Source organism: Sabulicella glaciei, assembly GCF_026183895.1.
In the GTDB taxonomy this organism is placed as follows: domain Bacteria; phylum Pseudomonadota; class Alphaproteobacteria; order Acetobacterales; family Acetobacteraceae; genus Roseococcus; species Roseococcus glaciei.
This window is the reverse complement of sequence record NZ_JAPFQI010000002.1, coordinates 272,218-297,347: the sequence shown is the minus strand read 5'-3', so window position 1 is coordinate 297,347 and position 25,130 is coordinate 272,218. Positions and strand designations below refer to the sequence as shown.

The following is a 25,130-nucleotide window of genomic DNA, read 5'->3' as shown; positions in this document are numbered from 1 at the left end:
AAACGGGGCCGGGCGCCTGGCCCGGCCCTTTTCAGTAGGCTTGGTACTGCGGGTAGGGGCCGGGGCCCCAACCCGGCGGCGGATAGGACGGGTCGCGGGTCGGCGGGTCGTCCCAGGGAAGGCGGCGCGGCTCGCGCTGCCAGCCATAGGCAGGCGGCGGGGCATAGCCGGGCGGCGGCGCGTCGCGCCAAGCATAGGGGCGCGACGGCGCATCCCAGGAGCGGGGCGCCTCATAGCCATAACGGTCGCGCCGATCGTCCCGGTCACGGCGATCATCCCAGTCGCGCGGGCGCGCCCATTCGCGGGGCGGCTCGGGCGGGACGTAGGAGGGTGCGGGCGCTGCATAGGGGCGCGACCCCCAGGCCGGCCCGCCACCATAGGCGGCCTCGTCGGCCACGCAGCCGGCCAGCGCCAGCGCGGCAAGGGGAAGGGCAAGAAGCAGGCGGGACATCGGGATGGTTCCTTTGGGCCTATCCTCATGCAACGCCCCGGACGCGGCGCGGTGGTGGCGCTGCCGTGGCAGGATCAGGGCGTGTCCAGCCGCTTGCTGGCCAGCATCACCTCCACATCCTCCTCCGAGCGCGACAGGGTGAAGCCCAGGCGCCGCGCGAAGGCCAGCATGGGTGCGTTGTCGGCGAGGATGTGGCCGGTCAGCTCCCGCAAGCCCTTGGCGCGGCCCCACTCGATCGCGCGCTCCATCAGGTGGCGCGCCAGCCCCGTTCCCTTCGCGGAGGGCGCGACCACCACGGCGAATTCCGCCGCCTCCCCGCCCGGCTCGCGGATCAGCCGCGCCGTGCCGTGCGTCGCGCCATCACTCTGGGCGACGAAGGCCATCTCCCGGTCGTAGTCGATCTGGGTGAGGCGGGCGAGCAGCGCGGGCGGCAGCTCCCGCATGCTGGAGAAGAAGCGGAAGCGCACATCCTCCGGCGGCAGCGCCCGGAACAGCTTGCCCTGCGCTTCGGCATCCTCGGGGCGGATGGGGCGGATGCGGAAGCGCCGCCCGTCCCGCGCTACCCAATCGGACTCGAGATGCGCCGGATAGGGCTGGATGGCGAGCAGCGCCGCCTCGCCCTCCGGCCGCAGCGTGATGGCGGCATCGGCGGCCACCGCCCCGGCCGCGTCGGCGAAGACCGGGTTCACCACGACGCGCGCGATGACCGGGAAATCCACCGCCAGCTGCGACAGCCGCACCAGCGCGTCGGCGATGGCGGGCTCCAGCACCGGCGGACGGTCGCGGAAGCCGGGCAACAGCCGCGCCAGCCGCGTGCGCGCGATCAGCGCATGCGCGAGCGGCAGGTTGAGCGGCGGGAGGTCGAAGGCCTCGTCCTGCGCGAGGTCGGCGGCCGTGCCGCCCTGGCCGAAGCCGATCCAGGGGCCCCACATCGGGTCCTCGTCCAGCCGCAGCCGCAGTTCCATCGAGCCGCGCGGCATCTGCCGCTGAACCAGGAAACCGGCCAGTTCCGTGCCGGGCGCTCGGCGCGCCACCTCCTCCGTCATGGAATTGGCGGCGGCGCGCAGCGCGGCCTCGCCGCGCAGCCCGGTGACGACGCCGCCCGCCTCGCTCTTGAAGCGCAGGAGGGCGCGGGCCTTCAGCACCACGGGAAAGCCCATCGCGGCGGCGACCTGCGCCGCCTCCTCCGCGTCACGCGCCACGCGGCCCGGCGCGGTGGCGATGCCATAGGCGGCGAGGACAAACAGGGCCTCGTCCTCGAAGAGCCGGTCGCGCCCTTCCGCCCTCGCGCCGTCCAGGATGCTCCGCACCGCGTCGCGCTCGGGCGCGATCTCCAGCAATTCGGCGGGCGGAAGCTCGGCGGCGGCGGCGCGGTTGCGACGCTCCCGGGCCAGATGGACCGCGCCGCGGATCGCGGCCTCCGGCGTGGCGAAGACCGGCAATCCAGCCTCGGTGAGGGCGCGGCGTTCGCCATGCGCGCTGGCCTCGCCCACCCAGCCGAGCAGGATCGGTGCGCCGCGATTGCCGCGTGCCGCTTCCACGAGCGCCGTGGCAGGCGCCGGCTCGTCCGTGGGGGCATGGACGGCGATCACCGCATCCACCCCCGGCAGCGCGGCAAGGCGCCGCGCCTCCTCCGCCAGCGCCGTGCCGGGGCTGGAGCCGAGGGAATGCGGGTTGCGCACCCCCGTCTCCGCGAGCCGCAGCCCATGCGCCACCGCCGCGTCGGCGGCGAGGCGCGCCAGTCCGATGCCGTTGGACAGGATGGCGACGCGGTCGCCCTCGCCACGCGGCTTGGCGCGGGCCAGGGTCTCGGCGGCCGCCAGCCATTCCTCCAGCCCCGCCGCGCGCAGCACGCCAGCGCGGCGCAGCGCTGCCTCCATCACCGATTCGCCGACCCCCGAAGGGTCGTCGAGCCGGGCGCCGGGGCGCAGCGCCAGCACGGGGCGGGTGCGCGCCGTGGCCCGCGCCGCCGAAACGAAGCCGCGCCGGTTCTTGATGCGCCGCAGTTCCAGCAGCACCAGCGCGGTGCGCGAATCCCGCGCCAGCCAGTCGAGCCCCGAAGCGAAGCCGAGGTCGTCGTTCGCGCCGATGCCGATGATGTGGGAGAAGCCCAGCCCCTCCGCCGCCGCCCAGTCCAGCACCGCCCGCGCCACCGCCGAGGATTGCGTCATCAGCGCAAGGCGTCCGCGCGGCACCGGGATGTGCGACAGCGTCGCGTTCAGCCCCAGATGCGGCAGGGCCAGGCCGAAGGAGCGCTCGCCCAGGACGCGCAGCCCGGATGCGCGCGCCAGGGCGGTGAGGTTCGGCGCCGGGACGGGCACGATGGCGGCGTGGCATCCCGCTTCGGCGACGCGGCGCAGCGCGTCCTCCATCGCATCGGGCGCGACGCACACCACGGCGAGGTCGGGCGGCTCCTCCGGCGGCGCATCCAGGGCCAGCCGGCCGGAAAAGCCGCTGGCCAGGAGGTTGCGGCGCAGGATGGCGCTTTCCGGCAGTTCCGGGTCGGCCAGCAGCCAGGCCGAGCGGGGGCCGAACAGCGCGATGTCGCGGAAACCCTTGCCTGGACGGCCAGTGAGAAGGAGGGACATGGCTTCCAGTGTAGGGCAGCCGAGCGCAGGATGCCCCCATGAACGACCCGCGCCTCGATCCCGAAATGGCCGAATTCTCCCGGATGATGGCGGAGCGGATGGCCGCGCAGCCCGCCATCGTCCTGCCGAACCCGCCTCGTTCCGCCCCTTTCGACAAGCTGCGCCGTCTGAATGACGGCCCGCAGGAGCCCTTGGCCGAGGGCGGCCCCCCAATGGCGGAAACGCGGGAAATGTGGTGGCCGATCCGGGGCCGGCGACTGCTGGTGCGGATGCACCGCCCGACGGGCGCCGCCAAGCTGCCGGTGCTGGTGTATTTCCACGGCGGCGGATGGGTCTGGGGCTCCATCGACACGCATGACCGGCTGATGCGGGCCTATGCGGCCCAATCCGGCTGCGCCGTGCTCGGCGTGGACTATGCGCTGTCACCCGAGGCGGTGTTCCCGCAGGCGCTTGAGGAATGCGCCGCCGTGCTGCGCCACCTCGCGGAGGAGGGAGCGCGGCTCGGCCTCGATGCGTCGCGCATCGTGCTGGGCGGCGACAGCGCGGGCGCCAACCTCGCCGCCGCGACGGCACTGCTGAATGCCGAACTGGCGGAGCCGGTCCCGCTGCGCGGCCTGCTGCTGAATTACGGCGTCTTTGACCATGACCTCGCGACGCCGTCCTATCGCGAATTCGCCGATGGCTACGGGCTGACCGAGGCCAAGATGCGCTTCTACTGGGACGCCTATTGCCCCGACCCGGTGGCGCGGCTTTCCCCCCTCGCCTCGCCCCTGCGCGGCGATCTGTCGCGCCTGCCTTCCACCCTGCTGCACATCGCCGAGCTGGACGTGCTGGCCTCGGAGAACCATGCCTTCGCGGAGCGACTGCGCCATTCCGGGGTGTCGCTGGAGATGGAAGTGTTCCCCGGCACGGTGCACGGCTTCCTGCGCGCCCTCGGCCATGTGGGCGCCGCCGACCGCGCGGCGGAGGCGGCAGGGCGCTGGCTGCGGGCGCGGGTGGGGTAGCGCGCGCAGCGGCCGCGAGGCACCCTCGGCGCGACCGAGAGGAGACCACCATGAACCTGTCCCGCATGCTTGCAGCCCGTGCGGCGGAAGGCCGTCCCGTGACCGTGGGCGTGATCGGCGCGGGCAAGTTCGGCTCCATGTTCCTCGCCATGGCAGCGCGGCGGCCCGGTATCCATGTCGCCGCCATCGCCGATCTGTCGCCCTCCCGCGCGCGCGAGAATCTGGAGCGCATCGGCTGGGAGAAGGACCGCGCGACGGCGCGCGACCTGGACGATGCGCTGGCGCGCGGCATCACCTTTGTCACCGAAGATGCTGCCGTGGTGAATGACGAGCGCATCGAGGTGGTGGTGGAAAGCACCGGCAACCCCGCCGCCGGCATCCGTCACGCCCTGGCCGCGATCGAGGCGCGACAGCACGTCGTGATGGTGAACGTGGAGGCCGACGTGCTGGCCGGCCCGGCCCTGGCGGCGCGGGCCGCGAAGGCGGGTGTCGTCATCTCCATGGCCTATGGCGACCAGCCCGCCCTGGTCTGCGAGATGGTGGACACGATCCGCGCCATGGGGCTGCCGGTCATCGCCGCCGGCAAGGGCACGAAATACCTGCCGCGCTTCCACGAAAGCACGCCGGACACGGTCTGGGGCTTCTATGGATTGTCGCCGGAGGATGCGGCCAAGGGCGGCATGAACCCGCAGATGTTTAACTCCTTCCTCGACGGCACCAAGAGCGCGATCGAGATGGCCGCCATCGCCAACGCCACCGGGCTGGAGCCGCCGGAGGACGGGCTGATGTTCCCGGCCTGCGGCGTGCAGGACCTTCCGCACCTGCTGCGCCCGGTTGCCGATGGCGGCATCCTGCCGCGCAAGGGCATGACGGAGGTGATCAGCAGCGTGGAGCGCGACGGCCGCCCGGTCATGGGCGACCTCCGCTGGGGCGTCTACGCCACCTTCGAGGGCGAGACCGACTACATCCGTCGCTGCTTCAGCGAGTACGGCGTCCGCACCGACGACACGGGTCGCTACGCCGCGCTGTGGCGCCCCTATCACCTGATCGGGCTGGAGCTGGGCGTTTCCGTCGCTTCCGTCGCGCTGCGACGGGAGCCGACGGGGTGCAGCGATGCCTGGCGCGGCGACGTCGCCTCTACCGCCAAGCGCGACCTCAAGGCCGGCGAGGTGCTGGATGGCGAGGGCGGCGCCATGGTTTGGGGCAAGTGCATCCCTGCCTCGCGCGCCCTGCGCGAGGACACGTTGCCCATCGGCCTCGCGCACGGGGTGAAGCTGCTACGCGACGTGCCCAAGGGCGCCGCACTGCGCCAATCCGATGTGGCGCTGGATGTGGATAACGAGGCGGTGCGCCTGCGTCGCGAGATGGCGGAGGGGGCTCGGGGGGTTCTGGCCGCCGAGTAGCGGCGCTAGCCTGCCTGGAACGTCAAGAAGGGGAATCGTCCATGCCCAGCCTGTTCGACCTGTCCGGCAAGGTCGCCATCGTCACCGGCGGCAGCCGCGGCATCGGCCGCGCCATCTGCGAGCGCCTCGCCGAGCACGGCGCCAAGGTGGTGGTGAGCAGCCGCAAGCTCGATGCCTGCCAGGAGGTGGTGGACGCCATCACCGCGAAGGGCGGCACCGCCATGGCATTAGCCTGCAACATCGGCCGCAAGAGCGAGCTCCAGGCGCTGGTGGACGAGACGAACCGCGCCTACGGACAGGTGGACATCCTGGTCTGCAACGCGGCGGTGAATCCGTATTTCGGCCCGTCCCAGGACATCCCGGACGAGTCCTACGACCGCATCATGAACAGCAACGTGCGGTCCAACCTTTGGCTTTGCCAGATGGCGATCCCCGGCATGGCGGAGCGCGGCGAGGGCAGCGTCATCATCGTCTCCTCCATCGGCGGGTTCCGCGGCTCGCCACGCCTGGGCATCTACGGGGTGTCCAAGGCCGCCGACATGCAGCTGGCCCGAGCCTTGGCGGTGGAGTGGGGGCCGAAGGGCATCCGGGTGAACAGCATCGCGCCGGGCCTGGTGAAGACCGACTTCGCTCGCGCGCTGTGGGAGGACCCGGTGAACCTGAAGAAGCGCACCCGCGACACGCCGCTGCTGCGCATCGGCGAGCCGGACGAGATCGCAGGCGCCGCCGTGTTCCTGGCCAGCAAGGCCTCCGGCTTCATGACCGGGCAGGCCATGGTGATCGATGGCGGCGTGCTGGCCGGCCCGCCGCTCGTCGAGGAGGAATGAGGGGCAGAAGCCCCTCCCCTCTTACAGGTTCTCCGCGATGTAGGGCGGCAGGTTGAAGGCGCCTACATGGATCTCGGGCGTCCAGTAGCGGGTCTGGCCCAGGATGCCCGCCTTCTCCGCCCGCGCCTTGATCGTCGCCGCGTCATGGCTGCGCAGCGTGGCGTCCTTGGCCGCCCAGCCCAGCGTCATGAAGCCGCCGACATAGGTCGGCACGGCGGCGACATAGGCCCAGGTATCGGAAAACGACTTGGCGCGGCGCTTGTTGGTGTCGCGCAACTCCTCCGCCTGCATGAAGGGCACGCCGCACTGGTTCACAATCAGCCCGCGCTCGGAGAGCAGCCGCGCGGCGTTGTGATAGAACTCCTCGGTGAACAGCACCTCGCCGACGCCGATCGGATCGGTGGAGTCCACGATCACCACGTCGAAGGAGCCGGCGGGCGCGGTGCGGACATAATCGATACCGTCGCCCACGATGACCTCCGCGCGGGGATCGTTCCAGGCATCGCCGGCGATCATGGGCATGTGCTCCTTGGCCAGCCGGATCACCTCGCCGTCGATTTCCACCATCACCGCCTTCTCGACGTTGCGGTGCTGCAGGACGCGCTTCAGCACACCCCCATCGCCGGCGCCGATGATGAGGACGCGCTTCGCCTCGCCATGCGCCAGCAGCGGCACGTGGGTCAGCATCTCCTGGTAGACGAACTCGTCGCGCTCGGTGATCTGGACGACGCCGTCCAGCAGCATGACGCGGCCATGGCTCGGGCTCTCGAAGACCATGATGTCCTGGAAATCGCTCTTCACCCGCGCCAGCTCGCGCCCCACCAGGAAGCGCTGGCCCCACTCGGCGTAGAGCGTCTCGTTCACCCAGGAATCCGTCGCCATCGTTGCTCTCCGTGTGATGGAAATGGCCGTGTCATGAAAAAGGCCGGACGTTGCCGCCCGGCCCTCGTGCTCCGACCTTGGTCCGGCTTCAGCCAACCAGGCCGCGCTTGTGCTCGGCGAGCTGCACGCGCTCCGGCAGGAAGCCACGCTTCAGGTGCTCGATCGCCTTGTACGGGTCGCAGTCGCCGCAGACGAAGATGTCCAGCGCCGCGTAGTCACGCTCCGGCCAGGTGTGGATGGAGACGTGGCTCTCGGCCAGCACCAGCACCCCCGACACCCCGCCATTCGGCGAGAAGTGGTGGAAGTGGCCGTGCAGGATGGTCGCGCCGGTGGCGATCGCCGCCTCGCGCAGCACCGCATCAATGTGGCCGGGATCGCCGAGATTGGTCGCGCCCCAAAGGTCGATGATCAGGTGCGTGCCGGCGTAGCGGACGCCGTTGCGCTCGACGAAGTAGTCCTTCTGCTCACCGTGCGTGATGTTCTGGGCGTCGCTCGTAAGCGCATCCCCCAGCCGAACGAGAGTGTCCATGCGGGCAAACCCTTTCCAGTCGGGAAGATGACCTGATCAATCGGCTGTGCGGCCACCGTGGCCGTCGGTTCGATGGGGTCAACGGAGGCGCATATGGGGCACGCTGCCCCCGGGGTCAAATGAAAATCGGCTCCATCGCCCCGAAAAAAACACGGGGCGCCCCCCTATCAGACGCACGACTCATCCGGTGGGCAGCGCAGCCGTCCGCAACCGCTCCCGCAAATCCGGAAAACTACGGAAGAGATTCAGTTCGCATGCCAAGCGCGGCAGGTCCGCGAGGCCACGCACCGGATCGGATGTCAGCGCCTCGAAGCCGCGCGCGAGGCTGGCCGTGCGCATCCGGCCGCCATGGGAGCGGCGCAGGGCGGCGATGCCGCGCTCATCCCCGGCGAGCGCCAGCAGAGCCGCGATGCGCAGCGCGACGCGCTCCGCCGCCTCGGGCAAAGGTCCTTCCGCGGGGGTCAGCGCGGCAAGGCGACGGGACAGCGCCGCCGCAGCGGCCGCGAAGTCGCGCGCCTCGGCGAGGATCTCCGCCCGGGTCTCGTCCCCTGCCGGACCCAGGGCTGCCAACATTTCCGTCGCCACGTCGCGCCGGCCGCGCTGCGCCTCGGCACGGGCGGCAAGAAGGGCCCTGCGCTCGGCCAGGGCGAGGGACAGGGCGCCCCCGCCACTTGCGGCCAGGGCGGCGAGGGCGGCGGCAGGCTCACCTTCCGTCAATTGCAGCTGGGCGAGGCGCGCGCCTAGCGCAGCGCGGGACTCGCCGAGGGGCTGCCGTTCCACCGCTTGGCGCAGAAGCGTGGCGGCGCGGCCCGGCAGATCCAGTGCCAGGAGGCGCTCTGCGAGGTCGAGCAGCGCCGCTTCGCCCTCCGGACCAGAGGGGACCAGCGTGGGACGAGCGTCATGCAGCGCCACGGCCTCGGCTGGGGGGTCGCGGCGCAGCGCGTCCAGGAAGGCCGCCTGGAGCGGCGCGCGCAGGGCCGAAGCCGCTTCGGGGAAGCCCGCCTCGGCCTCGCGCAGCATGGCCATGGCGCCGCGCGGGTCGCCCGCCTCGCGCCGCAGATCGGCGATGCGGCGGCGCAAGGTCAGTCCTCCTCGTCGCCGCGCTAGGTAAAGAGGGCAGCTTCCAGCGCCTGCGCCGCCCCAACCGCATCCAGCCGGCCGGCGGCGAGGCGAAGCTCGGCTGCACAGCGCAGCGCTCGGGCGAGGGCGCGGCGATCCCTGCCCTGGGCGGCGGCATCGAAACCTCCCGACGCACGTTCCACCTGCCCTTCCGCTTCGTCCAGAAGGGCCTGAGCCAGGGTGAGCGCCGCGTCTTCCCCCGCCGCCTCGATCAGGCAGAGCGCCTGTCGCGGCTCGGCCGCGCGCCGGAGATGTCGCCCGGCGCCGCACGAGGCGCCGGCCATGGCGAATTCGCTGTGGCGCCCCGGTTCGCGCACCTTCCTGCGCGACCAGCGCGCGGCGCAGGTCGGCGACCTGATCACGATCCTGGTTTCCATCGCCGATGATGCGCAACTGCAGAACCGGACGCAGCGCAGCCGCAACGGGGCGGAGAGCTTGGGCGTGCCCAACCTGCTCGGGATGGAAAGGCAAACCCGGCGCCTGCTGCCGCGTGGGGCCAACCCCGCCAGCCTCGTTTCCACCAGCGACGGCAATAGGCAGGTGCGGCGGACGGAGACGATCAACCTCCGCCTCGCCGCCACCATCACCCAGACCCTGCCCAACGGGAACACGGTGATGGTGGGGCGGCGGGAGGTGCGGGTGAACGCCGAGCTTCGCGAGCTGGAGGTGCGCGGCGTGGTCCGCCCGCAGGACATCGCCAGCGACAACACGGTGCGGCATGACCGGCTGGCGGAGGCGCGCATCTCCTATGGCGGGCGGGGCACGCTGTCGGACGTGCAGCAGCCCAGGCTGGGCCAGCAATTGCTGGACATCCTGTCACCCTTCTGAAGGCGCTGCCGCGATGGACAGGGCGGGCGGCGGGCGTAAGCTGTCCGTCCGGTCAGGGAGCGCGGGCATGGACGAATTCGACTACGTCATCGTGGGCTGCGGCGCGGCTGGCTCCCTGCTCGCGGCGCGGCTGTCGGAAGACCCCACGGCGACGGTCTGCGTGCTGGAAGCCGGGCCGCCCGACCGCAGCCCCTGGATCCATGTCCCCGCCGGCTTCATCAAGACGCTGAAGGACCCGGGCGTGACTTGGCAGTTCTCCACCGAGCCGACGGAGAACACGGGCGGGCGGCGCATCGCCACGGTGCAGGGACGCACCCTCGGCGGCTCCTCTTCCGTCAATGGGATGATCTACAATCGCGGCCAGCCGGGCGACCTCGATTCCTGGGCGCAGCATGGCAATCGCGGCTGGGGCTACGCCGACTGCTTGCCCTACTACATGCGGACCGAGCGGCGCATCGGCTTCGGCGATGCCACGCGCCGGGGGCGGGAACAGGGCATCCCCGTCACGGACATGGACTGGATCCACCCCGTCTCCGAAGCCTTCATCGAGGGCTGCGTCGGCCTCGGCATCCCGCGCAACCCCGACTACAATTCAGGCGACCAAGCGGGCGTCGGCTACTACCAGCGCGCCATCCTGAACGGGCGCCGCGTTTCCGCCTATCGCGCCTTCCTGCATGGCGCGCTGTCGCGGCCGAACCTCGACCTGCGCACCAATGCCCGCGCCGCCGAGGTGATGCTGGAGGGCAAGCGCGCCGTCGGCATCCGCTACCTCAGCGAGCGCGTCGGCACGCCGACGGAGGTGCGGGCGCGGCGCGAGGTGATCCTGTCCGGCGGCACGGCCAACACGGCACGCCTGCTCCAGGTCAGCGGCATCGGCCCGTCCTGGATCAAGGACCGGCTGGGCGTCGAGATCCGGCACGCCCTGCCCGGGGTGGGCGAGAATTTCCGCGACCACTACGCCTCGCGCTTCGTGATGCGAGCGAAGCCGGGCGTGCTGACCTTGAACGAACTGGCGCGCGGGCTGCGCCTCGGCGGGCAGGTGGCGCGCTGGGCGGCGCGGCGGCCCTCCATCCTCGCCACCGCGCCTTCCCACGTGCACGTGTTCTGGAAGAGCTTCGAGGGGCTGGACCAGCCCGACCTGCAATGCGTCTTCACCCCCGGCTCCTACAAGGAGGGGATGGTCTACGTGCTGGACGACTATCCAGGCGTGACGGCGGGGGCATGGCAGCACCGGCCGGAAAGCAAGGGCTGGGTGCGGGCACGCTCGCGCGACGTGTTCGAGGATCCGGAACTCCAGCCCAACTACCTGTCCGACCCGATGGATGTGCGCGTCCACCTCGCGGGCATGCGGCTGACCCGGCGCATGCTTTCCACGCCGCAGATGATGGCGCTGATGGCGAAGGAAACGCTGCCCGGAACGCAGGTGCAGACGGATGACGAGCTGCTGGACTTCGCCAAGCGCAACGGCAGCACCACCTATCACCTGATCGGCACCTGCAAGATGGGGCCGGAAACCGACCCGATGGCGGTGGTGGATGACCGGCTGCGCGTGCACGGGCTGTCCGGGCTGCGCGTGGTGGACGCCTCCATCATGCCGAGCATGACCAGCGCCAACACCTACGCCACCACGCTGATGATCGCGGAGAAGGCCAGCGACTTCATCCGCGGGCGCGAAGCCGTGGCGGCCTGAGCGCCCGGGCATGTGCGGGCGCTATTTCCTCCAGCGGCCCAATGCCGAGACGGCCCAGTATTTCGAGGTAGGCGCGAGCGTGCCGAACTGGCCGCCCTCCTTCAACATCGCCCCCACGCAATCCGCACCGGTGGTGCGGCGCCATCCGGACACCGGCGCGCGCCACATGGACGTGCTGCAATGGGGGCTCGTCCCGTCCTGGTCCAAGGACGCCAAGGGCGGCGCGCGGCTGATCAATGCCCGCGCCGACGGGGTGGCCACCAAGCCCTCCTTCCGCGAGGCGTTCCGGCGTCGCCGCTGCCTCGTCCCCATGGACGGGTTCTTCGAATGGCACGCGGGCGAGGGTGCCAAGCAGCCCTATGCCGTCGCCCTGCGGGATGGCAGCCCGATGGCGGCGGCTGGGCTATGGGAAGGGTGGAAGGCGGAGGACGGGTCGTGGCTCCGCACCTTCAGCATCGTCACCACCGATTCGGCGGGGCGGCAGGCGCTGCTGCACCACCGCATGCCCGTGCTGCTCGGGCGCGCGGACTGGCCGCTTTGGCTGGGTGAGGAAGAGGGAGATGCAGAAGCACTGCTGCGCCCGCTGGACGATTCGCTGCTGCGCTTCTGGCCAGTGGACCCGCGCGTCGGCCGGGTCGGCGAGAATGATCCGGCCCTGCTGGAAACTTGGCCAGGCGCTCCACCCGCGGCCGGGCTGATGGACGCCGGCCCTGATCCTCAATCGTCGCGGTGGACCTTCTCCATCCGCTCGTGACGCTCCTGCGCCTCGATGGACAGGGTGGCGATGGGGCGGGCCTCCAGCCGGCGCAGGCCGATCGGCTCGCCGCTTTCCTCGCAGAAGCCGTAGGTGCCGTTCGCGATCCGCTCCAGCGCCTGGTCGATCTTGCTGATCAGCTTGCGTGCCCGGTCGCGGGTGCGAAGCTCCAGCGCGCGATCGGTCTCGACGCTCGCCCGGTCGGTCAGGTCGGGCTCGGCGATGCCGCCAGCGGAAAGCGAGTTGAGGGTGACGCCGGCCTCGCGCAGCAATTCGTGCCGCCAGCGAAGCAGCTTCTGGCGGAAGTATTCCAGCTGAAGCGCATTCATGAACTCTTCGTCGTCGGACGGGCGATAATCGGGAGGGAGGGTGACGACCATGTTGAACCTTGCCTCACCCCGGAAATCAGGCCGACCCGTCGCCAACCCCCATCCCAGGGCGGGCGGACCATAGGGGGAGGCCATGCACTCGCCAAGTGCCAATCTGCAACAACTGCATGACGTTACCGCGAATATGAATTCGACAGCATGGAATAGCCCGCCAACTCAACTTTTGCGCGAAGGCTGATCGCCTCGATCGCTTCCTGCAACCCCGGGTCGTGCCCCGCCTCGCCCTCTGCCAACAGCGAAAGGCGCGACAAACGCGACGGGTCCATGCGGGCGCGCAGCAGGTCGCGGCGCAGCTCCTCCATCTCTTCCGGCAGGGTGTGGCCGCGGCGGCGGGCAGCATCGTCCCGCTCCTCCGGATTCCGCTCGGCGGGAAGGGCGAGCGGCGCGGCGATGCCCGGGGCGGTCAGCGGCGCGGCGCCGGGCGAATCCGGCATGCGGAAGCCGGCGCCGCGCCGGGCTGCCATGTCGGGCCGCGGCCCAGGCCCGGGGGTGTAGCGGACGTCACCGATCGCGGCCGGGCCGTCCCTGCCGCCCGGCCCCGGCGGAAACCGCCAGGGACCGGCGGAATTTGCCGGGCCCCGGGCCGGGGGCGCTGGCACGGGGCTTGCGGAGGGAGGGGCGAAGCATGGGCGGACCCTCGCCCGGATGGGTTTAACCGATGATGAAACACATGCAGCTCCTGCTGCTCTCGCTCCTCGCGCTTCCGGCGCTGGCGCAGACCGCGCGCATCAAGGACATCGCCGACATCGAGGGCGTGCGCGACAACCAGCTGGTGGGCTACGGGCTGGTGGTTGGGCTGCCCGGCACGGGCGACCGGCTGCGCACCGCCGTCTTCACCCGGCAATCCCTGGTCGGCATGCTGGAACGGCTGGGCGTGAACACCCGCGACAACGAGGCGCGGCTGGACACGCGCAACGTCGCCGCCGTGAAGGTCACAGCCAACCTCCCCGCCTTCGCCCAGCCCGGCTTGCGCATCGACATCGCCATCTCCTCCCTGGGCGACGCCTCCAACCTCACGGGCGGGACGTTGCGGGCCACGCCGCTGCTGGGCGCGGATGGCGAGGTTTATGCGGTGGCGCAGGGCGCGGTGGCGACAGGCGCCATCGCGGCGCGCGGCGCGGCGGCCAGCGTGCAGCGCGGCGTGCCCACCTCAGCCCGCATCAGCGCCAGCGCCATCGTGGAGCGCGCGGTGCCCTATACCCTCGCCGGGCGGGACCACGTGCGGCTGTCGCTGCGCAACCCGGACCTGACGACGGCGCGGCGCGTGGCCCAGGCGGTGAACCGCGCCGCGGGCGGCGCCTCCGCCCGCGCCACCGATCCTCGCACCGTGCTGCTCACCCTCGGCGGACGCGACCCGGTCGTCTTCCTTACCGACATCGAGCAGCTGCGGGTGGAGCCGGACCAAGCGGCGCGCGTCGTGGTCGAGGAAGCCTCGGGCACGGTGGTGATGGGGGCGCAGGTGCGCGTTTCCACCGTCGCCATCGCCCAGGGCAGTCTCACCATCCGCATCAGCGAAACGCCGCAGGTCTCCCGGCCCAACCCGCTGGCGGGGGGCGAGACGGCCGTGGTGCCGCGCACACAGATCGAGGTGGATGACGGGGCGGAGCGGCGCATGGGCATCCTGCGCAGCGGCGTCACCCTGGTGGAGCTGGTCCGGGGGTTGAACAGCCTGGGCGTCGGCCCGCGCGACCTCATCACCATCCTGCAGACGATCAAGGCGGCCGGCGCCCCCTAGTCCGAGCTGGAGGTGCGCTGATGCTGCCCGGCCTCCTCTCCATGCCGCCACGCGGCGGCGAGCAGAGCCCGGCCCGGATGCGCCAGGCGGCGCGGGCCGGGCGCGGCATCGGGCTGCAGGATACCGTGCTGAATCACATGCTTCGCCTTCAGGAATCCGTAAGCAACAACCAGGAGACTCGCCCATGATGAATGCCGTGATCACCGCCGGGGAACGCCTGGTCGAGGCGCTGCACGCCGAGAACGAGGCGCTCGCCGCCCTCGACCTCACGCGCGCGGCCGCGCTCGCCCAGCGCAAGATGCAGGCCTCGGATGCCTTCGCCGCCGCGGCGGCGGCCGCTTCACGCGCCCGGGCCCGCGCCCTCCCCGCCACGCGCGAGCATGCGGAGCGGATGACCCGCGCGCTGGAAGCGCTGGGCGAGGAGAACCGGAGGCTGCTGGAGGACGCGATCGCGTTGCAGTCCCGCGTGATCGAGGCCATTGCCGGCGCGGCGCGCCCGCTCAGCGCCGCCCCCGGCTATGGCCGCGCCGGAATGCCCCGCCCGGCGCGGCAGGCGGTCGCCCTTGCCGTGACCACCAGAGCCTGACAAGAGCGCGCCATGGATGGCGCGTCCACGGACGGGGAATGGGAGGCTCTGCTGGCGGGCGACGTGTCGCAGGCCGGCAGCCTCGCGCCCCTTTTCGGACCCATCCTCGCCGGCACCGGCTGCGTGGTCGGGCGGCTGGCCCAAAGCCTCGACGGGCGGATCGCCACCGGCAGCGGCCATTCGAAATGGATTGGCGGGCCGGGCGACCTGCACCACACCCACCGGCTGCGCGCCCTGTGCGACGCGGTGATCGTCGGCGCCGGGACGGTGCGCGCCGATGATCCGCACCTGACGACGCGCCTCGCCCCCGGCCCTTCTCCGCTGCGCGTGGTGCTCGACCCGTCGCGCCGTCTAGGGACCGACTACACGGTGTTCCGCTCCGGCCCGCCCACGCTGCTCGTCGCCGCCACGTCCGGCCCCGAGCGGCATGGCACGGCCGAGGTGACGGTCGTGCCGCGCGACGCGGCGGGCGGGCTGGACCTCGCCTTTCTCCTGCAAGCGCTGCGGGCGCGCGGGATGCGGCGCTTCTTCGTGGAAGGCGGCGGGCAGACCGTGTCCGGCTTCCTTCTCGCGGGTCTGCTCGACCGGCTGCACGTCACCGTCGCGCCGCTCATCCTCGGCTCCGGCCGCCCGGCCTTCGCCCTGCCCGAGGTGGCGCGGATCGAGGAGGGGCTGCGCTTCCGCTGGAGTGTGCACGACCTGGCCCCCGACGTGCTGTTCGACATCGCGCTGGAGCGCCCTGCGTGAACCGCGCCCTGTGGCACGTCGCCGCGGGCGTGGCGGAGCTTCGCCCCGCGCCCGAACCCGAACCGCGCGAGGGCGAGATCGTGGTGCGCGCCCTCGCCTCCGCCCTTTCGCGCGGGACGGAACGGCTGGTGCATCGCGGCCGCGTGGCGCCGTCGCAGCACGCGGCGATGCGCGGGCCGATGCAGGAAGGCGAGTTCCCCTTCCCGGTGAAATACGGCTACTGCGTGGTGGGCGAGGCGGCGGATGGGCGGCGCCTCTTCTGCCTGCACCCGCATCAGGAGCGCTTCGCCCTGCCCTCCTCGCTCTGCGCCCCCGTGCCGGATGCGGTGCCGACGCCCCGCGCCGTGCTCGGCGCCAACATGGAAACGGCGCTGAACGCGGTCTGGGACGCGGCCCCCCTGCCGGGCGAGCGGGCGCTGGTGGTCGGCGCGGGGGTGGTCGGGCTGCTTTGCGCCTTCCTGCTGGCGCGCATCCCCGGCCTCGCCGTTTCCGTCACCGACCGCGACCCGTCCCGCCGCGCCGTTGCGGAGTCCTTCGGTGCGCGTTTCGCCGCACCGGAAGAGGCGCCGGACGAGCAGGAACTCATCCTCCATTGCAGCGGCAGCGAGGCGGGGCTGCGCCTCGCGCTGGAGCGCGCCGCCTTCGAGGCGCGCATCGTCGAGGCTTCCTGGTTCGGCGACGCGGAGCCCGCCCTGCCGCTGGGCGCGCGCTTCCACCAGCGCCGGCTGCGTCTCGTCTCCACCCAGGTGGGCAGCGTGTCGCCCGCGATGCGCGGCCGGCGCAGCCATGCGGAACGCATGGCGCTGGCGCTTTCCCTGCTGGATGACGGGCGCCTCGACGCGCTGCTCGGCCCCATGGTGCCCTTCGCCGAATTGCCCGACCGCATCGGCGTCCTACTCGAACCGCCACCGGGCGCGCCCCAGCCGCTTTGCCCCGTCATCCTCTTTGGAGACCCCGCCTGATGTTCAGCCTGACGGTCGTGGACCACATCATGGTCGCGCATTCCTTTCGCGGCGCCGAGTTCGGCCCGGCGCAAAGGCTGCACGGCGCGACCTTCGTGGTGGAGGCGGAGTTCCGCGCCCCGCGCCTGGACCACGCCAACCTGCTGGTGGATATCGGCCTGGCGAAGGACGAGCTGCGCAAGATCCTCGCCGCGCTTGACTACCGCAACCTGGACGAGGAGCCCGCCTTCGCCGGGCAGAACACCACGACGGAGCATCTGGCCTTCCACATCCACGGGCTGCTTTCCGCCGCCTGCCGCGACGGGCGGCTCGGTGCGGGCGGCACAGGGGTGACGGCGATCAAGGTGCTGCTGCGCGAAAGCCACGTCGCCTGGGCGGCCTACGAGGCGGCGGTGGCGTGATGCGCATCGCCCTGCTCGTCCCCGGCCCGCTCAGCGCCACCTCGGGCGGCTACATCTACGACCGCCGCCTCCTCGAAGGGCTGCGGATGCTGGGCCACGAGATCCGCGTGCTGGAGCTGGAGGGGCGCTTCCCCGCCCCCGACGACACAGCGCGTCGCTCGGCGGCCGAGGCGCTGGCCGCGCTGGAGCCCGGCGAGGCGGCGGTGATCGACGGGCTGGGCCTGCCGGGTTTCGACCCCGCTGCCCCCGCGCTGCGCCGCGCCGTGGGGCTCATCCACCACCCGACCTCCCTGGAGCCGGGGGTGGACAAGGCGGTGCAGGAACGGCTGGAGCGACCGCTTTTCGCGGCGCTGGCGCGGCTCGTCGCCACCTCGCCCCTCACGGCACGCGGCCTGCCTGCCCTGGGCGCCGATCCGGACCGCGTGGGGGTTGTGGAGCCGGGCACCGACCCGGCTGCCCGCGCCCCAGGCAGCGGCGGCGAGCGGGCGCGCATCCTCGCCGTCGGCTCGATCATCCCGCGTAAGGGGCATGACGTGCTGCTGCGCGCCCTGGGCCGCCTTTGCGACCTCGACTGGGAGCTGCGGATCGCCGGGCCGGAATCCGATCCGGTCCATGCCCGGACGCTGCGCGCGCTGGTGGAGGAGTTGGGGCTGGAGGGCCGCGTTTCCTTTCTGGGCGCGCTGGGCGGCGACTCGCTGGAAGCGGAATACCAGTCCGCCGACATCTTCGCCCTGGCGACGCACCACGAGGGCTACGGCATGGCGGCGGCCGAGGCCCAGGCGCGTGGCCTGCCCCTCGCCATCTGCACCGGCGGCGCCATCGCCGAGGTGGTGGGCCCGGGCGCGGCCATCGTGGCGCCGCCGGGCAACCACGACAGCCTGTCGCGCGGGCTGCGCCGCGTCATCATGGATCCCGACCTGCGCACCCAGATGGGCCATGCCTCCTGGCGGGCCGGGCAGCGCCTGCCGCGCTGGGAGGATCGCGCCGCCCTCTTCGCGGAGGAATTGCGGAAGGCCGGGCATGGCTGAAGGCTTCGACGGCGACTGGCTGGCGCTGCGCGAGCCCTTCGACGCCGCTGCGCGGGACGAGGGGCTGGCGCGCATCCTGGCCGCGCACATTCGCGCGTCGCGGCCGCATCTGCTGGACCTGGGCGCGGGGACCGGGAGCCTGACGCGCTGGCTGGCCCACTTCATCCGCAAGCCGCAAGGCTGGACCCTGGCCGACGCCGACCCCGAGCTGATGGCCCGCGCCTTCGACACGATGCAGGAGGCGGCGTGGGAGATGGGCTGGGCCGCGACCTGGCCCGGCCGCAAGGCGCTGCTGGTCCATGCCCCCGCCGGGGCATGGCGGATCGAGGGCGTGCTGTGCGACCTCGCCGAGGCACCGCACGGCCTGCCGCTGGACAAGGTCCAGGCCGTCACCTGCTCCGCCCTGTGCGACCTCGTCTCCGAGGCGTGGCTGGAGCGGCTGGCCGCGGCGCTGGCAGCGCGGCGCCTGCCCTTCTACGCCGCGCTGAACGTCTCGGGGCGTGAGCGCTTCGCCCCGCCCCACGTGGCGGACGCGCTGGTGGCGCGCGGCTTCGCCCGCGACCAGCGCCGCGCCAAGGGCTTCGGCGGCCCGGCCCTGGGTCCCGCCGCCCCGGCCGCCATCGCCCGCGCCTTCGCGCGCCACGGCTATGCGGTGCACCGCGCCGCCTCGCCCTGGCGCATCCACCGGCGTGAGGGGGAGATGGCCGGGACGCTGGCCGCCGGCCATGCCGAGGCCGCGCTGGCTCATGAGAGGCGCGACTGGGCCAGGGTGGAGGCGTGGCGCGCGGCGCGGCTGGAGCAGGCCGCGCGCGGCCGCCTCGCCGCGACGGTCGGTCATGAGGACGTGCTGTGCCTTCCCGCGACCTAGAGCGCGAGGCCCGGCTGGCCGCGGCGCTGCGCGAGAACCTGCGCCGCCGCAAGGCCCAGTCCCGCGCGCGGGCGGCGGAAGCAGACTCGCCCTCCGATGGACGGCAACCCCCGGAAGGGGGTAATCCCCCGGCCGATACGGACCCGACGCCCCCGAAGGACGACTGAATGCCCATCATGCCCGACCACTGGATCCGCCGCATGGCGACGGAGCACGGCATGATCGAGCCCTTCGTCGAGGCGCAGAAGCGCGAAGGCGTGATCTCCTTCGGCCTTTCCTCCTATGGCTACGACGCGCGCGCGGCGGACGAGTTCAAGGTGTTCACCAACGTGGACAACGCGGTGGTGGACCCCAAGAACTTCAGCGAGACGGGCTTCGTGTCACGCAAGGGGCCGGTCTGCATCATCCCGCCCAATTCCTTCGTGCTGACCCACACGGTGGAGTGGTTCCGCATCCCGCGCGACGTGCTGGTGATCTGCCTAGGCAAGTCCACCTATGCGCGCTGCGGGCTGATCGTGAACGTCACCCCGCTGGAGCCGGAATGGGAAGGCCAGGTGACGATCGAGATCAGCAACACCACCCCCCTGCCCGCCAAGGTCTATGCGAACGAAGGCATCTGCCAGTTCCTGTTCCTGAAGGGAGAGTCGGCGCCCGAAATCAGCTACGCCGACCGCGCCGGGAAATACATGGGGCAGCGGGGCGTTGCCCTGCCGCGGCTTTAGAGCGGGCATTAGACGATGGATCGTATCCGCATCCGCGGCGGCAAGCCGCTTTCGGGCCGCGTGCCCATCTCCGGCGCCAAGAACGCCGCCCTGCCGCTCATGGCCGCCGGGCTTCTGGCCGATGGGCCGCTGGTGCTGACCAACGCGCCCGACCTCGCTGACATCGCCACCATGACGCTGCTGCTGCGCCATCACGGCCTCCAGGTGGAGCACGACAAGGCAGCGCGAACCCTTTCCATCTCCGGCAGCGCGACGGAGCTGGAGGCGCCCTACGACATTGTGCGGCGCATGCGCGCCTCCGTGCTCGTGCTCGGGCCGCTCCTGGCGCGGCACGGCCGCGCGCGCGTCTCGCTGCCCGGCGGCTGCGCCATCGGCACGCGGCCGGTGGACCTGCACATCAAGGGGCTGGAGCAGCTCGGCGCCGAGATCGAGATCACCAGCGGCTACATCGAGGCACGCGCGCCGGGCGGCAAGCTGCGTGGGGCGCGCATCATCTTCCCGCAGGTCAGCGTCGGCGCGACCGAGAACCTGCTGATGGCCGCCTGCCTTGCCGAGGGCGAGACGGAGCTGGTCAACGCGGCGCGCGAGCCGGAGATCAGCGATCTCGCCATGTGCCTGATGCGCATGGGCGCGCGCATCGAGGGGATCGGCACGGACCGGCTGCGGGTCGAGGGGGGCGCGACGCTGCTCGCCGCCACGCATCCCATCGTGCCCGACCGCATCGAGGCCGGGACCTATGCCTGCGCCGCCGCCATCACCGGTGGGCAGCTGCACCTGGAAGGCGCGCGGCTGGAACATCTGGGCTCCGTGGCGCGGGTGTTGCGCGACGCGGGGGTGGACGTGGCGGAGACCCACACCGGTCTCACCGTCACGCGCCGCAACGGGCTGCGCGGCGCCGATGTGATGACGGAGCCCTTCCCCGGCTTCGCCACCGACATGCAGGCGCAGTACATGGCGCTGATGACCGTGGCCGAGGGCGCCTCGATGATCACGGAGACGATCTTCGAGAACCGCTTCATGCACGTGCCCGAGCTGATGCGGATGGGCGCGCGCATCAACTTCCACGGCTCCTCCGCCATCGTGCGCGGCGTGCCGCGCCTCTCGGGTGCGCCCGTGATGGCGACCGACCTGCGCGCCTCCGTGTCCCTGGTCCTGGCCGGGCTGGCGGCGGAAGGCGAGACCATCGTCAACCGCGTCTACCACCTCGACCGCGGCTACGAGAGCGTGGAGGCCAAGCTGGCTTCGGTGGGCGCGGAAATCGAGCGGCTGCCGGGCTGATGACGGGCCTTGTGCTGGCGCTGCCCAAGGGGCGCATCCTGAAGGAACTCGGCCCCGTGCTGGACGGCGCGGGCATCCGGCCGGACGTGGATTTTTCCGACGAGGACAGCCGCCGCCTGCGCTTCGGCACCGACCATCCCGACCTGGACGTGGTGCGGGTCAGGCCCTTCGACGTCGCGGCCTTCGTGGCGCATGGCGGGGCGCAGATCGGCGTCTGCGGCGGCGACGTGCTGATGGAGTACGAGACGGACCAGATCTACGCGCCGCTCGACCTGCGCATCGGCGCCTGCCGGGTGTCCGTGGCCGAGGCGGCGGAGACGGCGGGGCGGGACGACCCTTCGCGCTGGTCGCGCGTCTCGGTGGCCACCAAGTATCCCAACATCGCGCGCCGCCACTTCGCCGCGCGCGGCATCCAGGCCGAGGTGGTGCACCTGAACGGCGCGATGGAACTCGCGCCCTCTCTCGGCCTCGCGCGCGTCATCGTGGACCTGGTGCAGACCGGCTCCACCCTGAAGGCGAACGGGTTGGTGGAGACGGAGGTGATCGCGCCCGTTTCCTCGCGCCTCATCGTCAACCGCACCGCGCTGAAGACCCGGCCGGAGGAGATCGCCGCCTGGGTCGCGCGCTTCCGGGAAGGGCTGTCATGCATCGCCTGAACACCGCCGATCCGGGCTTCGCCGCCGCCTTCGCCGTGCTGCTGGAGGATGGGCGCAACGTCACCGCGCGGGTGGACGCCGCCGTGTCCGCCATCATCGCCGAGGTGAAGGCGGAGGGCGACGCGGCGCTGCTGCGCCAGACCGCACGGCTCGATGGCTGGATGCCGGACGGTCCAGGCGCGCTGCGCGTTTCCGCCGGGGAGATCGAGCAGGCCTGCGCCACGCTCCCCGCGCCCCTGCTGGAGGCGCTGGAAGTGGCGGCGCGTCGCATCGAGGCTTTCCATCGCGCCCAGCTTCCTGCCGATCTGGAGATGCCGGGCGAGGATGGGGTGGCGCTCGGCATGCGCTGGACGCCGCTGGACGCGGTGGGGATCTACGTGCCCGGCGGCAAGGCGGCCTACCCCTCCTCCGTCTTGATGAACGCCCTGCCGGCGCGCGCCGCTGGGGTGGGGCGCATCGCCATGGCGGTGCCGGCCCCGGGCGGGGCGCTGAACCCGCTGGTGCTGGCCGCCGCCCGCCGCGCCGGGGTGGAGGAGATCTGGCGCATCGGCGGCGCGCAGGCTGTGGCCGCCCTCGCCTGGGGGACGGAAAGCCTGGCCCCGGTGGACCGCATCGTGGGCCCGGGCAACGCCTATGTGGCCGAGGCGAAGCGCCAGGTCTTCGGCCGGGTGGGCATCGATTCCATCGCCGGCCCCTCCGAGGTGGTGGTGCTGGCCGACGGGGCGAACGACCCCGCCCATGCCGCCATGGACCTGCTGGCCCAGGCCGAGCACGACGAGGCGGCGCAAAGCATCCTCGTCACCACCGACCCCGGCTTCGCCGACGCGGTCGCTTCCGCCGTCGAGGCCGCGCTGAGGGAACTGCCCCGCGCCGCCATCGCCGGCGAATCCTGGCGCCGCCACGGCGCGGTCATCGTCACGCGCGACTGGGAGGAGGCCGTGGAACTCACCAACCGCCTCGCGCCCGAGCACCTTCAGGTGATGGTCGACGACCCGCGCGCCCTCCTGGTCCGCATCCGCCATGCCGGCGCCGCCTTCCTGGGGCGCCACACGCCCGAAGCGATCGGCGACTACGTGGCCGGGCCGAACCACGTCCTGCCCACCGGCCGCACCAGCCGCTTCGCCTCCGGGCTTTCGGTGTTCGACTTCCTGAAGCGCACCACCTGGGTGGAGTGCGACGCCGAGGGGCTGCGCCGCATCGGCCCGGCCGCCGTCGCCCTGGCCGAGGCGGAGGGGCTGGACGCCCATGCGCGCAGCGTGGCCCTGCGCCTCGGCTGAGACTGGCCCCATAAACTTGACTTCACGCCGCGCGAGGCGCATTTCAGCCACGCCGGCGCCGGGGGCTTGACCGCGGCGCAAATCCTTGCGCCCCAAGCCCAGCCAAAGGGATCTGATGTCGAAAGAGGATATGATCGAGTTCAGCGGCCAAGTGGTCGAGCTGCTGCCCAATGCGATGTTTCGCGTGAAGCTCGACAACGACCACATGGTGCTGGCCCACACTTCGGGGAAGATGCGCAAGAACCGCATTCGCGTCCTCGCGGGGGATCGCGTGAACGTGGAGATGACGCCCTACGACCTCACCAAGGGCCGCATCACCTTCCGCTTCAAGTAACGCCGGCCCGTCCCGGCCACCGGCCGACGGAAGGGCCATGGACCATCCCCTCCTCATCCTCGCCTCCGCCAGCCCGCGCCGCCTCGAGCTGCTGGCGCGGATCGGCATCGTGCCCGACCGCGTGGCGCCGACCGAGCTGGACGAGACGCCGGGCCGCAAGGAATTGCCGCGCCAACTGGCCGCCCGCCTGGCCCGCCTGAAGGCCGAGGCAGTGGATGCGCCGGGCGCCCTGGTGCTGGCTGCCGACACGGTGGTCGGCGTGGGACGCCGCATCCTCGGGAAGCCGACCGATCGCGAGGAGGCGCGGCGCTTCCTCGAACTCCTCTCCGGGCGGCGGCACCGCGTCCACACCGGCGTGGCGCTGCGCCGGCCCGATGGCAGCATCGGCACGCGTCTCGTCGTGTCCGTGGTTGCCTTCCAGCGGCTGACGTCGCAGCAGGTCGAGGCCTATCTCGAAAGCGGCGAATGGCAGGGCAAGGCCGGCGGCTATGCCATCCAGGGCCGGGCGGAGACGTTCGTCCGGTTCCTGTCCGGCAGCCATTCCAACGTCGTCGGTCTCCCCCTTTTCGAGACGACCCAGCTTCTGCGCGGCTGCGGCTGGCTACGCCCGTGACGGTCGAGATCCGCGTGTCCCGCTCGCCCGGCGAGCGGCGCGTGGCGCTGCTGCGGGACGGGGTGCTGGCCGGCTACCGGGTCGAGCGCCCGGCCCGCCCTGACGGGGTGGGCGACACGCTGCGCGGGCGCGTCGTGTCGCGGCTGCCGGCGCTGGCGGGCGGCTTTGTCGCCTTGCCGGGTGGCGAAAGCGGCTTCCTGCCCGAATCCGAATGCGAGGGGCGGCGCCTGCCGCCCGAAGGCACGATCCTGACCCTGCGCGTCACCCGCGCGGCGCAGAGCGGCAAGGGGCTGCGCATCTCGGCGCGCGTCAAGCAGCGCCCGAGCGGGCCTCTCGCGCTGCTGGAGCGCGGACCGGACCAGGCGCTGCGCTGGGCAGCCGCCCATCCTGCGGCGCCACTGGTGGTGGACGACCCGGCGGAGCTGGCGCGGCTGCGCGCCGCACTCGGTCCGCGCGCCACGGGCGGTGCGGCCTTCGACGACGCACTGGAGTCCGAGGCCGATTCCCTCGCCCTGCCCGAGACGCCTTTGCCGGGCGGTGGGCGCCTCATCATCTCGCCCCTGCCCGCCCTGACCGCGGTGGACGTGGATTCGGGCGGCGCCGATCCGCGCGAGGCAAATCGCCAAGCCCTGCCGGAATTGACGCGGCAGATTGTGCTGCGCGACCTGGCTGGGCCGATCCTGCTGGACCTCGCGGGGCTGTCGCTCAAGGCGCGGGGGGCGCTGGAGCCGGCGATCCGCTCGGCGCTGGTCGGCGACGGGCTGGTGCAGGCGCTGGGCTTCGGGCCGCTGGGCTTGTTCGAGATGAAGCGCGCCCGCATCCACCCGCCGCTGCACGAGGTGCTGGCCGACCGCCCCCTCGCGCGCGGCCTCGCGCTGCTCCGCCTTGCCGCGCGGGAAGCCGCGGCGGCCCCTCACCGTGTTTTGGCCCTGTCCGCCCCTGCTCCGGTGCTGGATGCCATCCGCGCGCTGCCGGGCGCGTTGGAGGAATTCGCCGCGCGCGCGGGCCGACCCCTGGTGCTGCGTGACGCGTCCCTGGAAGAGGTGAGCGATGCCTGATCCGCGCTGCCCGGTCTGCGGCCAGCCCTCCGCCCGGCGCAGCCCTGGCGAGCGGAGCGCCTTCCCGTTCTGCTCAGATCGTTGCCGCCAGGTGGACCTCGCCCGCTGGTTCGGCGAGCGCTACGCCGTCCCCGCCGAGGAAGAGGACGCACCAGGCGACGACGACGCCACGGTGACTGGACAGGGCTGACGCCCTCCGCTAGAGAGCCGCGACCAACGGCGCCCAGGTAGCTCAGTTGGTAGAGCATGCGACTGAAAATCGCAGTGTCGCTGGTTCGATTCCGGCCCTGGGCACCATTTTGAACCCCATTTGACAATCAACGCTGGCCGACGCGTCCGGGGCGCTGACCGGCGAGGGCCGGATCTGGCTTTGGACGCGAGTGCGCGAGGGATCGGTCCGT

General features: G+C 72.1%; 31 protein-coding genes and 1 tRNA gene. 24 read left to right on the top strand and 8 right to left on the bottom strand.

Annotation, left to right across the window (positions count from 1 at the left end; genetic code table 11):
* Positions 1-31 precede the first annotated feature (31 nt).
* A complete protein-coding gene (locus OF850_RS06700; RefSeq protein ID WP_301589167.1) occupies positions 32-451 on the bottom strand; it encodes a hypothetical protein in 420 nt (139 codons plus the stop codon).
* A gap of 74 nt (positions 452-525) precedes the next feature.
* Positions 526-3,039 carry a bifunctional acetate--CoA ligase family protein/GNAT family N-acetyltransferase gene (locus OF850_RS06695; RefSeq protein WP_301589165.1) on the bottom strand — a complete coding sequence of 838 codons (2,514 nt, stop codon included), beginning with the start codon at positions 3,037-3,039 and terminating at the stop codon, positions 526-528.
* Between the two features lie 38 nt (positions 3,040-3,077).
* Between OF850_RS06695 and OF850_RS06690 the strand changes: the two genes are divergently transcribed.
* Genes OF850_RS06690 through OF850_RS06680 form a run of 3 tightly spaced genes read left to right on the top strand, consistent with a single transcriptional unit; the run spans position 3,078 to position 6,273 of the window.
* Positions 3,078-4,043, top strand: a complete 966-nt coding sequence (locus tag OF850_RS06690) for an alpha/beta hydrolase (RefSeq protein ID WP_301589164.1) — start codon at positions 3,078-3,080, stop codon at positions 4,041-4,043.
* 50 nt (positions 4,044-4,093) lie between these two features.
* On the top strand, positions 4,094-5,446 hold the full coding sequence (locus tag OF850_RS06685) for an NAD(P)H-dependent oxidoreductase (RefSeq protein WP_301589163.1): 1,353 nt from the start codon (positions 4,094-4,096) through the stop codon (positions 5,444-5,446).
* Positions 5,447-5,487: 41 nt separating this feature from the next.
* Positions 5,488-6,273: an SDR family NAD(P)-dependent oxidoreductase gene (locus tag OF850_RS06680; protein WP_301589162.1), complete on the top strand. Its 786-nt coding sequence runs from the start codon at positions 5,488-5,490 to the stop codon at positions 6,271-6,273.
* 21 nt (positions 6,274-6,294) lie between these two features.
* On the opposite strand, the gene speE is transcribed toward OF850_RS06680, so the two are convergent.
* The 4 genes from speE to OF850_RS06660 all read right to left on the bottom strand — a co-directional run bounded on the left by speE (position 6,295) and on the right by OF850_RS06660 (position 9,087).
* A complete protein-coding gene (gene speE / locus OF850_RS06675; RefSeq protein ID WP_301589161.1) occupies positions 6,295-7,155 on the bottom strand; it encodes a polyamine aminopropyltransferase in 861 nt (286 codons plus the stop codon).
* Between the two features lie 88 nt (positions 7,156-7,243).
* Positions 7,244-7,684 (bottom strand): adenosylmethionine decarboxylase, encoded by a 441-nt coding sequence (gene speD, locus OF850_RS06670; protein WP_301589160.1) that lies wholly within the window; start codon positions 7,682-7,684, stop codon positions 7,244-7,246.
* 180 nt (positions 7,685-7,864) lie between these two features.
* A complete protein-coding gene (locus OF850_RS06665; protein WP_301589159.1) occupies positions 7,865-8,764 on the bottom strand; it encodes a hypothetical protein in 900 nt (299 codons plus the stop codon).
* 23 nt (positions 8,765-8,787) lie between these two features.
* Positions 8,788-9,087 carry a hypothetical protein gene (locus OF850_RS06660; protein WP_301589158.1) on the bottom strand — a complete coding sequence of 100 codons (300 nt, stop codon included), beginning with the start codon at positions 9,085-9,087 and terminating at the stop codon, positions 8,788-8,790.
* Here OF850_RS06660 and OF850_RS06655 point away from each other — a divergent pair.
* From OF850_RS06655 to OF850_RS06645, 3 genes are all read left to right on the top strand, one after another.
* The gene (locus tag OF850_RS06655) at positions 9,086-9,631 is read left to right on the top strand and encodes a flagellar basal body L-ring protein FlgH (RefSeq protein WP_301589157.1); all 546 of its coding nucleotides are present in this window, start codon (positions 9,086-9,088) and stop codon (positions 9,629-9,631) included. The two genes, OF850_RS06660 and OF850_RS06655, sit on opposite strands and share 2 nt — an antisense overlap.
* 67 nt (positions 9,632-9,698) lie before the next feature.
* Complete coding sequence (locus OF850_RS06650) at positions 9,699-11,321, top strand: GMC family oxidoreductase (protein WP_301589156.1); 1,623 nt, start codon at positions 9,699-9,701, stop codon at positions 11,319-11,321.
* A 10-nt stretch (positions 11,322-11,331) separates the two neighbouring features.
* The gene (locus OF850_RS06645; protein WP_301589154.1) at positions 11,332-12,075 is read left to right on the top strand and encodes an SOS response-associated peptidase; all 744 of its coding nucleotides are present in this window, start codon (positions 11,332-11,334) and stop codon (positions 12,073-12,075) included.
* Here OF850_RS06645 and dksA read toward each other — a convergent pair.
* The gene (gene dksA, locus OF850_RS06640; RefSeq protein ID WP_301589152.1) at positions 12,039-12,455 is read right to left on the bottom strand and encodes an RNA polymerase-binding protein DksA; all 417 of its coding nucleotides are present in this window, start codon (positions 12,453-12,455) and stop codon (positions 12,039-12,041) included. The two genes, OF850_RS06645 and dksA, sit on opposite strands and share 37 nt — an antisense overlap.
* Positions 12,456-12,577: 122 nt before the next feature.
* Positions 12,578-12,928 (bottom strand): flagellar assembly protein FliX, encoded by a 351-nt coding sequence (locus OF850_RS06635; RefSeq protein ID WP_301589151.1) that lies wholly within the window; start codon positions 12,926-12,928, stop codon positions 12,578-12,580.
* Between the two features lie 206 nt (positions 12,929-13,134).
* Between OF850_RS06635 and OF850_RS06630 the strand changes: the two genes are divergently transcribed.
* From OF850_RS06630 to OF850_RS06545, 18 genes are all read left to right on the top strand, one after another.
* Positions 13,135-14,199, top strand: a complete 1,065-nt coding sequence (locus tag OF850_RS06630) for a flagellar basal body P-ring protein FlgI (RefSeq protein WP_301589150.1) — start codon at positions 13,135-13,137, stop codon at positions 14,197-14,199.
* Between the two features lie 20 nt (positions 14,200-14,219).
* A complete protein-coding gene (locus OF850_RS06625; protein WP_301589149.1) occupies positions 14,220-14,387 on the top strand; it encodes a hypothetical protein in 168 nt (55 codons plus the stop codon).
* On the top strand, positions 14,384-14,785 hold the full coding sequence (locus tag OF850_RS06620) for a hypothetical protein (protein ID WP_301589148.1): 402 nt from the start codon (positions 14,384-14,386) through the stop codon (positions 14,783-14,785). The genes OF850_RS06625 and OF850_RS06620 overlap by 4 nt, the downstream gene beginning before the upstream one ends.
* A 12-nt stretch (positions 14,786-14,797) precedes the next feature.
* A complete protein-coding gene (locus OF850_RS06615) occupies positions 14,798-15,532 on the top strand; it encodes a RibD family protein (protein ID WP_301589147.1) in 735 nt (244 codons plus the stop codon).
* Positions 15,529-16,494 carry a zinc-dependent alcohol dehydrogenase gene (locus OF850_RS06610; RefSeq protein ID WP_301589146.1) on the top strand — a complete coding sequence of 322 codons (966 nt, stop codon included), beginning with the start codon at positions 15,529-15,531 and terminating at the stop codon, positions 16,492-16,494. Before OF850_RS06615 ends, OF850_RS06610 begins: the two co-directional genes overlap by 4 nt.
* Positions 16,494-16,895 carry a 6-pyruvoyl trahydropterin synthase family protein gene (locus tag OF850_RS06605; protein ID WP_301589145.1) on the top strand — a complete coding sequence of 134 codons (402 nt, stop codon included), beginning with the start codon at positions 16,494-16,496 and terminating at the stop codon, positions 16,893-16,895. The genes OF850_RS06610 and OF850_RS06605 overlap by 1 nt, the downstream gene beginning before the upstream one ends.
* A complete protein-coding gene (locus tag OF850_RS06600; RefSeq protein WP_301589196.1) occupies positions 16,895-17,923 on the top strand; it encodes a glycosyltransferase family 4 protein in 1,029 nt (342 codons plus the stop codon). The genes OF850_RS06605 and OF850_RS06600 overlap by 1 nt, the downstream gene beginning before the upstream one ends.
* Positions 17,916-18,791, top strand: coding sequence for a methyltransferase domain-containing protein (locus OF850_RS06595; RefSeq protein WP_301589144.1), 876 nt, complete (start codon positions 17,916-17,918; stop codon positions 18,789-18,791). Before OF850_RS06600 ends, OF850_RS06595 begins: the two co-directional genes overlap by 8 nt.
* Complete coding sequence (locus OF850_RS06590) at positions 18,773-18,958, top strand: hypothetical protein (RefSeq protein ID WP_301589143.1); 186 nt, start codon at positions 18,773-18,775, stop codon at positions 18,956-18,958. Before OF850_RS06595 ends, OF850_RS06590 begins: the two co-directional genes overlap by 19 nt.
* Entirely contained in the window at positions 18,959-19,513 is a 555-nt protein-coding gene (gene dcd / locus OF850_RS06585; protein WP_301589142.1) for a dCTP deaminase, read from the top strand.
* Between the two features lie 15 nt (positions 19,514-19,528).
* Positions 19,529-20,791 (top strand): UDP-N-acetylglucosamine 1-carboxyvinyltransferase, encoded by a 1,263-nt coding sequence (murA, locus tag OF850_RS06580; RefSeq protein WP_301589141.1) that lies wholly within the window; start codon positions 19,529-19,531, stop codon positions 20,789-20,791.
* On the top strand, positions 20,791-21,447 hold the full coding sequence (hisG, locus tag OF850_RS06575; protein ID WP_301589140.1) for an ATP phosphoribosyltransferase: 657 nt from the start codon (positions 20,791-20,793) through the stop codon (positions 21,445-21,447). The genes murA and hisG overlap by 1 nt, the downstream gene beginning before the upstream one ends.
* Complete coding sequence (gene hisD, locus OF850_RS06570; protein WP_301589139.1) at positions 21,435-22,724, top strand: histidinol dehydrogenase; 1,290 nt, start codon at positions 21,435-21,437, stop codon at positions 22,722-22,724. Before hisG ends, hisD begins: the two co-directional genes overlap by 13 nt.
* Before the next feature lie 115 nt (positions 22,725-22,839).
* A complete protein-coding gene (gene infA, locus OF850_RS06565; RefSeq protein WP_026033499.1) occupies positions 22,840-23,058 on the top strand; it encodes a translation initiation factor IF-1 in 219 nt (72 codons plus the stop codon).
* 37 nt (positions 23,059-23,095) lie between these two features.
* On the top strand, positions 23,096-23,671 hold the full coding sequence (locus OF850_RS06560; RefSeq protein ID WP_301589138.1) for a Maf family protein: 576 nt from the start codon (positions 23,096-23,098) through the stop codon (positions 23,669-23,671).
* Positions 23,668-24,729 (top strand): ribonuclease E/G, encoded by a 1,062-nt coding sequence (locus tag OF850_RS06555; protein ID WP_301589137.1) that lies wholly within the window; start codon positions 23,668-23,670, stop codon positions 24,727-24,729. The genes OF850_RS06560 and OF850_RS06555 overlap by 4 nt, the downstream gene beginning before the upstream one ends.
* Positions 24,722-24,919, top strand: coding sequence for a DNA gyrase inhibitor YacG (locus tag OF850_RS06550; protein ID WP_301589136.1), 198 nt, complete (start codon positions 24,722-24,724; stop codon positions 24,917-24,919). Before OF850_RS06555 ends, OF850_RS06550 begins: the two co-directional genes overlap by 8 nt.
* 31 nt (positions 24,920-24,950) lie before the next feature.
* Positions 24,951-25,026: transfer RNA gene (locus OF850_RS06545), tRNA-Phe, on the top strand.
* Positions 25,027-25,130: the final 104 nt, after the last annotated feature.

Coding starts and splice junctions, on each gene's coding strand:
- OF850_RS06630 (WP_301589150.1), top strand. CDS start 13,135: ATGCAGCTCCTGCTGCTCTCGCTCCTCGCGCTTCCGGCGCTGGCGCAG.
- speE (WP_301589161.1), bottom strand. CDS start 7,155: ATGGCGACGGATTCCTGGGTGAACGAGACGCTCTACGCCGAGTGGGGC.
- OF850_RS06550 (WP_301589136.1), top strand. CDS start 24,722: ATGCCTGATCCGCGCTGCCCGGTCTGCGGCCAGCCCTCCGCCCGGCGC.
- hisG (WP_301589140.1), top strand. CDS start 20,791: ATGACGGGCCTTGTGCTGGCGCTGCCCAAGGGGCGCATCCTGAAGGAA.
- dksA (WP_301589152.1), bottom strand. CDS start 12,455: ATGGTCGTCACCCTCCCTCCCGATTATCGCCCGTCCGACGACGAAGAG.
- dcd (WP_301589142.1), top strand. CDS start 18,959: ATGCCCATCATGCCCGACCACTGGATCCGCCGCATGGCGACGGAGCAC.
- OF850_RS06680 (WP_301589162.1), top strand. CDS start 5,488: ATGCCCAGCCTGTTCGACCTGTCCGGCAAGGTCGCCATCGTCACCGGC.
- murA (WP_301589141.1), top strand. CDS start 19,529: ATGGATCGTATCCGCATCCGCGGCGGCAAGCCGCTTTCGGGCCGCGTG.
- OF850_RS06645 (WP_301589154.1), top strand. CDS start 11,332: ATGTGCGGGCGCTATTTCCTCCAGCGGCCCAATGCCGAGACGGCCCAG.
- infA (WP_026033499.1), top strand. CDS start 22,840: ATGTCGAAAGAGGATATGATCGAGTTCAGCGGCCAAGTGGTCGAGCTG.
- OF850_RS06690 (WP_301589164.1), top strand. CDS start 3,078: ATGAACGACCCGCGCCTCGATCCCGAAATGGCCGAATTCTCCCGGATG.
- OF850_RS06650 (WP_301589156.1), top strand. CDS start 9,699: ATGGACGAATTCGACTACGTCATCGTGGGCTGCGGCGCGGCTGGCTCC.
- OF850_RS06655 (WP_301589157.1), top strand. CDS start 9,086: ATGGCGAATTCGCTGTGGCGCCCCGGTTCGCGCACCTTCCTGCGCGAC.
- OF850_RS06700 (WP_301589167.1), bottom strand. CDS start 451: ATGTCCCGCCTGCTTCTTGCCCTTCCCCTTGCCGCGCTGGCGCTGGCC.
- OF850_RS06615 (WP_301589147.1), top strand. CDS start 14,798: ATGGATGGCGCGTCCACGGACGGGGAATGGGAGGCTCTGCTGGCGGGC.
- hisD (WP_301589139.1), top strand. CDS start 21,435: ATGCATCGCCTGAACACCGCCGATCCGGGCTTCGCCGCCGCCTTCGCC.
- OF850_RS06560 (WP_301589138.1), top strand. CDS start 23,096: ATGGACCATCCCCTCCTCATCCTCGCCTCCGCCAGCCCGCGCCGCCTC.
- OF850_RS06600 (WP_301589196.1), top strand. CDS start 16,895: ATGCGCATCGCCCTGCTCGTCCCCGGCCCGCTCAGCGCCACCTCGGGC.
- OF850_RS06635 (WP_301589151.1), bottom strand. CDS start 12,928: ATGGCAGCCCGGCGCGGCGCCGGCTTCCGCATGCCGGATTCGCCCGGC.
- OF850_RS06685 (WP_301589163.1), top strand. CDS start 4,094: ATGAACCTGTCCCGCATGCTTGCAGCCCGTGCGGCGGAAGGCCGTCCC.
- OF850_RS06660 (WP_301589158.1), bottom strand. CDS start 9,087: ATGGCCGGCGCCTCGTGCGGCGCCGGGCGACATCTCCGGCGCGCGGCC.
- OF850_RS06605 (WP_301589145.1), top strand. CDS start 16,494: ATGTTCAGCCTGACGGTCGTGGACCACATCATGGTCGCGCATTCCTTT.
- OF850_RS06595 (WP_301589144.1), top strand. CDS start 17,916: ATGGCTGAAGGCTTCGACGGCGACTGGCTGGCGCTGCGCGAGCCCTTC.
- speD (WP_301589160.1), bottom strand. CDS start 7,684: ATGGACACTCTCGTTCGGCTGGGGGATGCGCTTACGAGCGACGCCCAG.
- OF850_RS06695 (WP_301589165.1), bottom strand. CDS start 3,039: ATGTCCCTCCTTCTCACTGGCCGTCCAGGCAAGGGTTTCCGCGACATC.
- OF850_RS06620 (WP_301589148.1), top strand. CDS start 14,384: ATGATGAATGCCGTGATCACCGCCGGGGAACGCCTGGTCGAGGCGCTG.
- OF850_RS06625 (WP_301589149.1), top strand. CDS start 14,220: ATGCTGCCCGGCCTCCTCTCCATGCCGCCACGCGGCGGCGAGCAGAGC.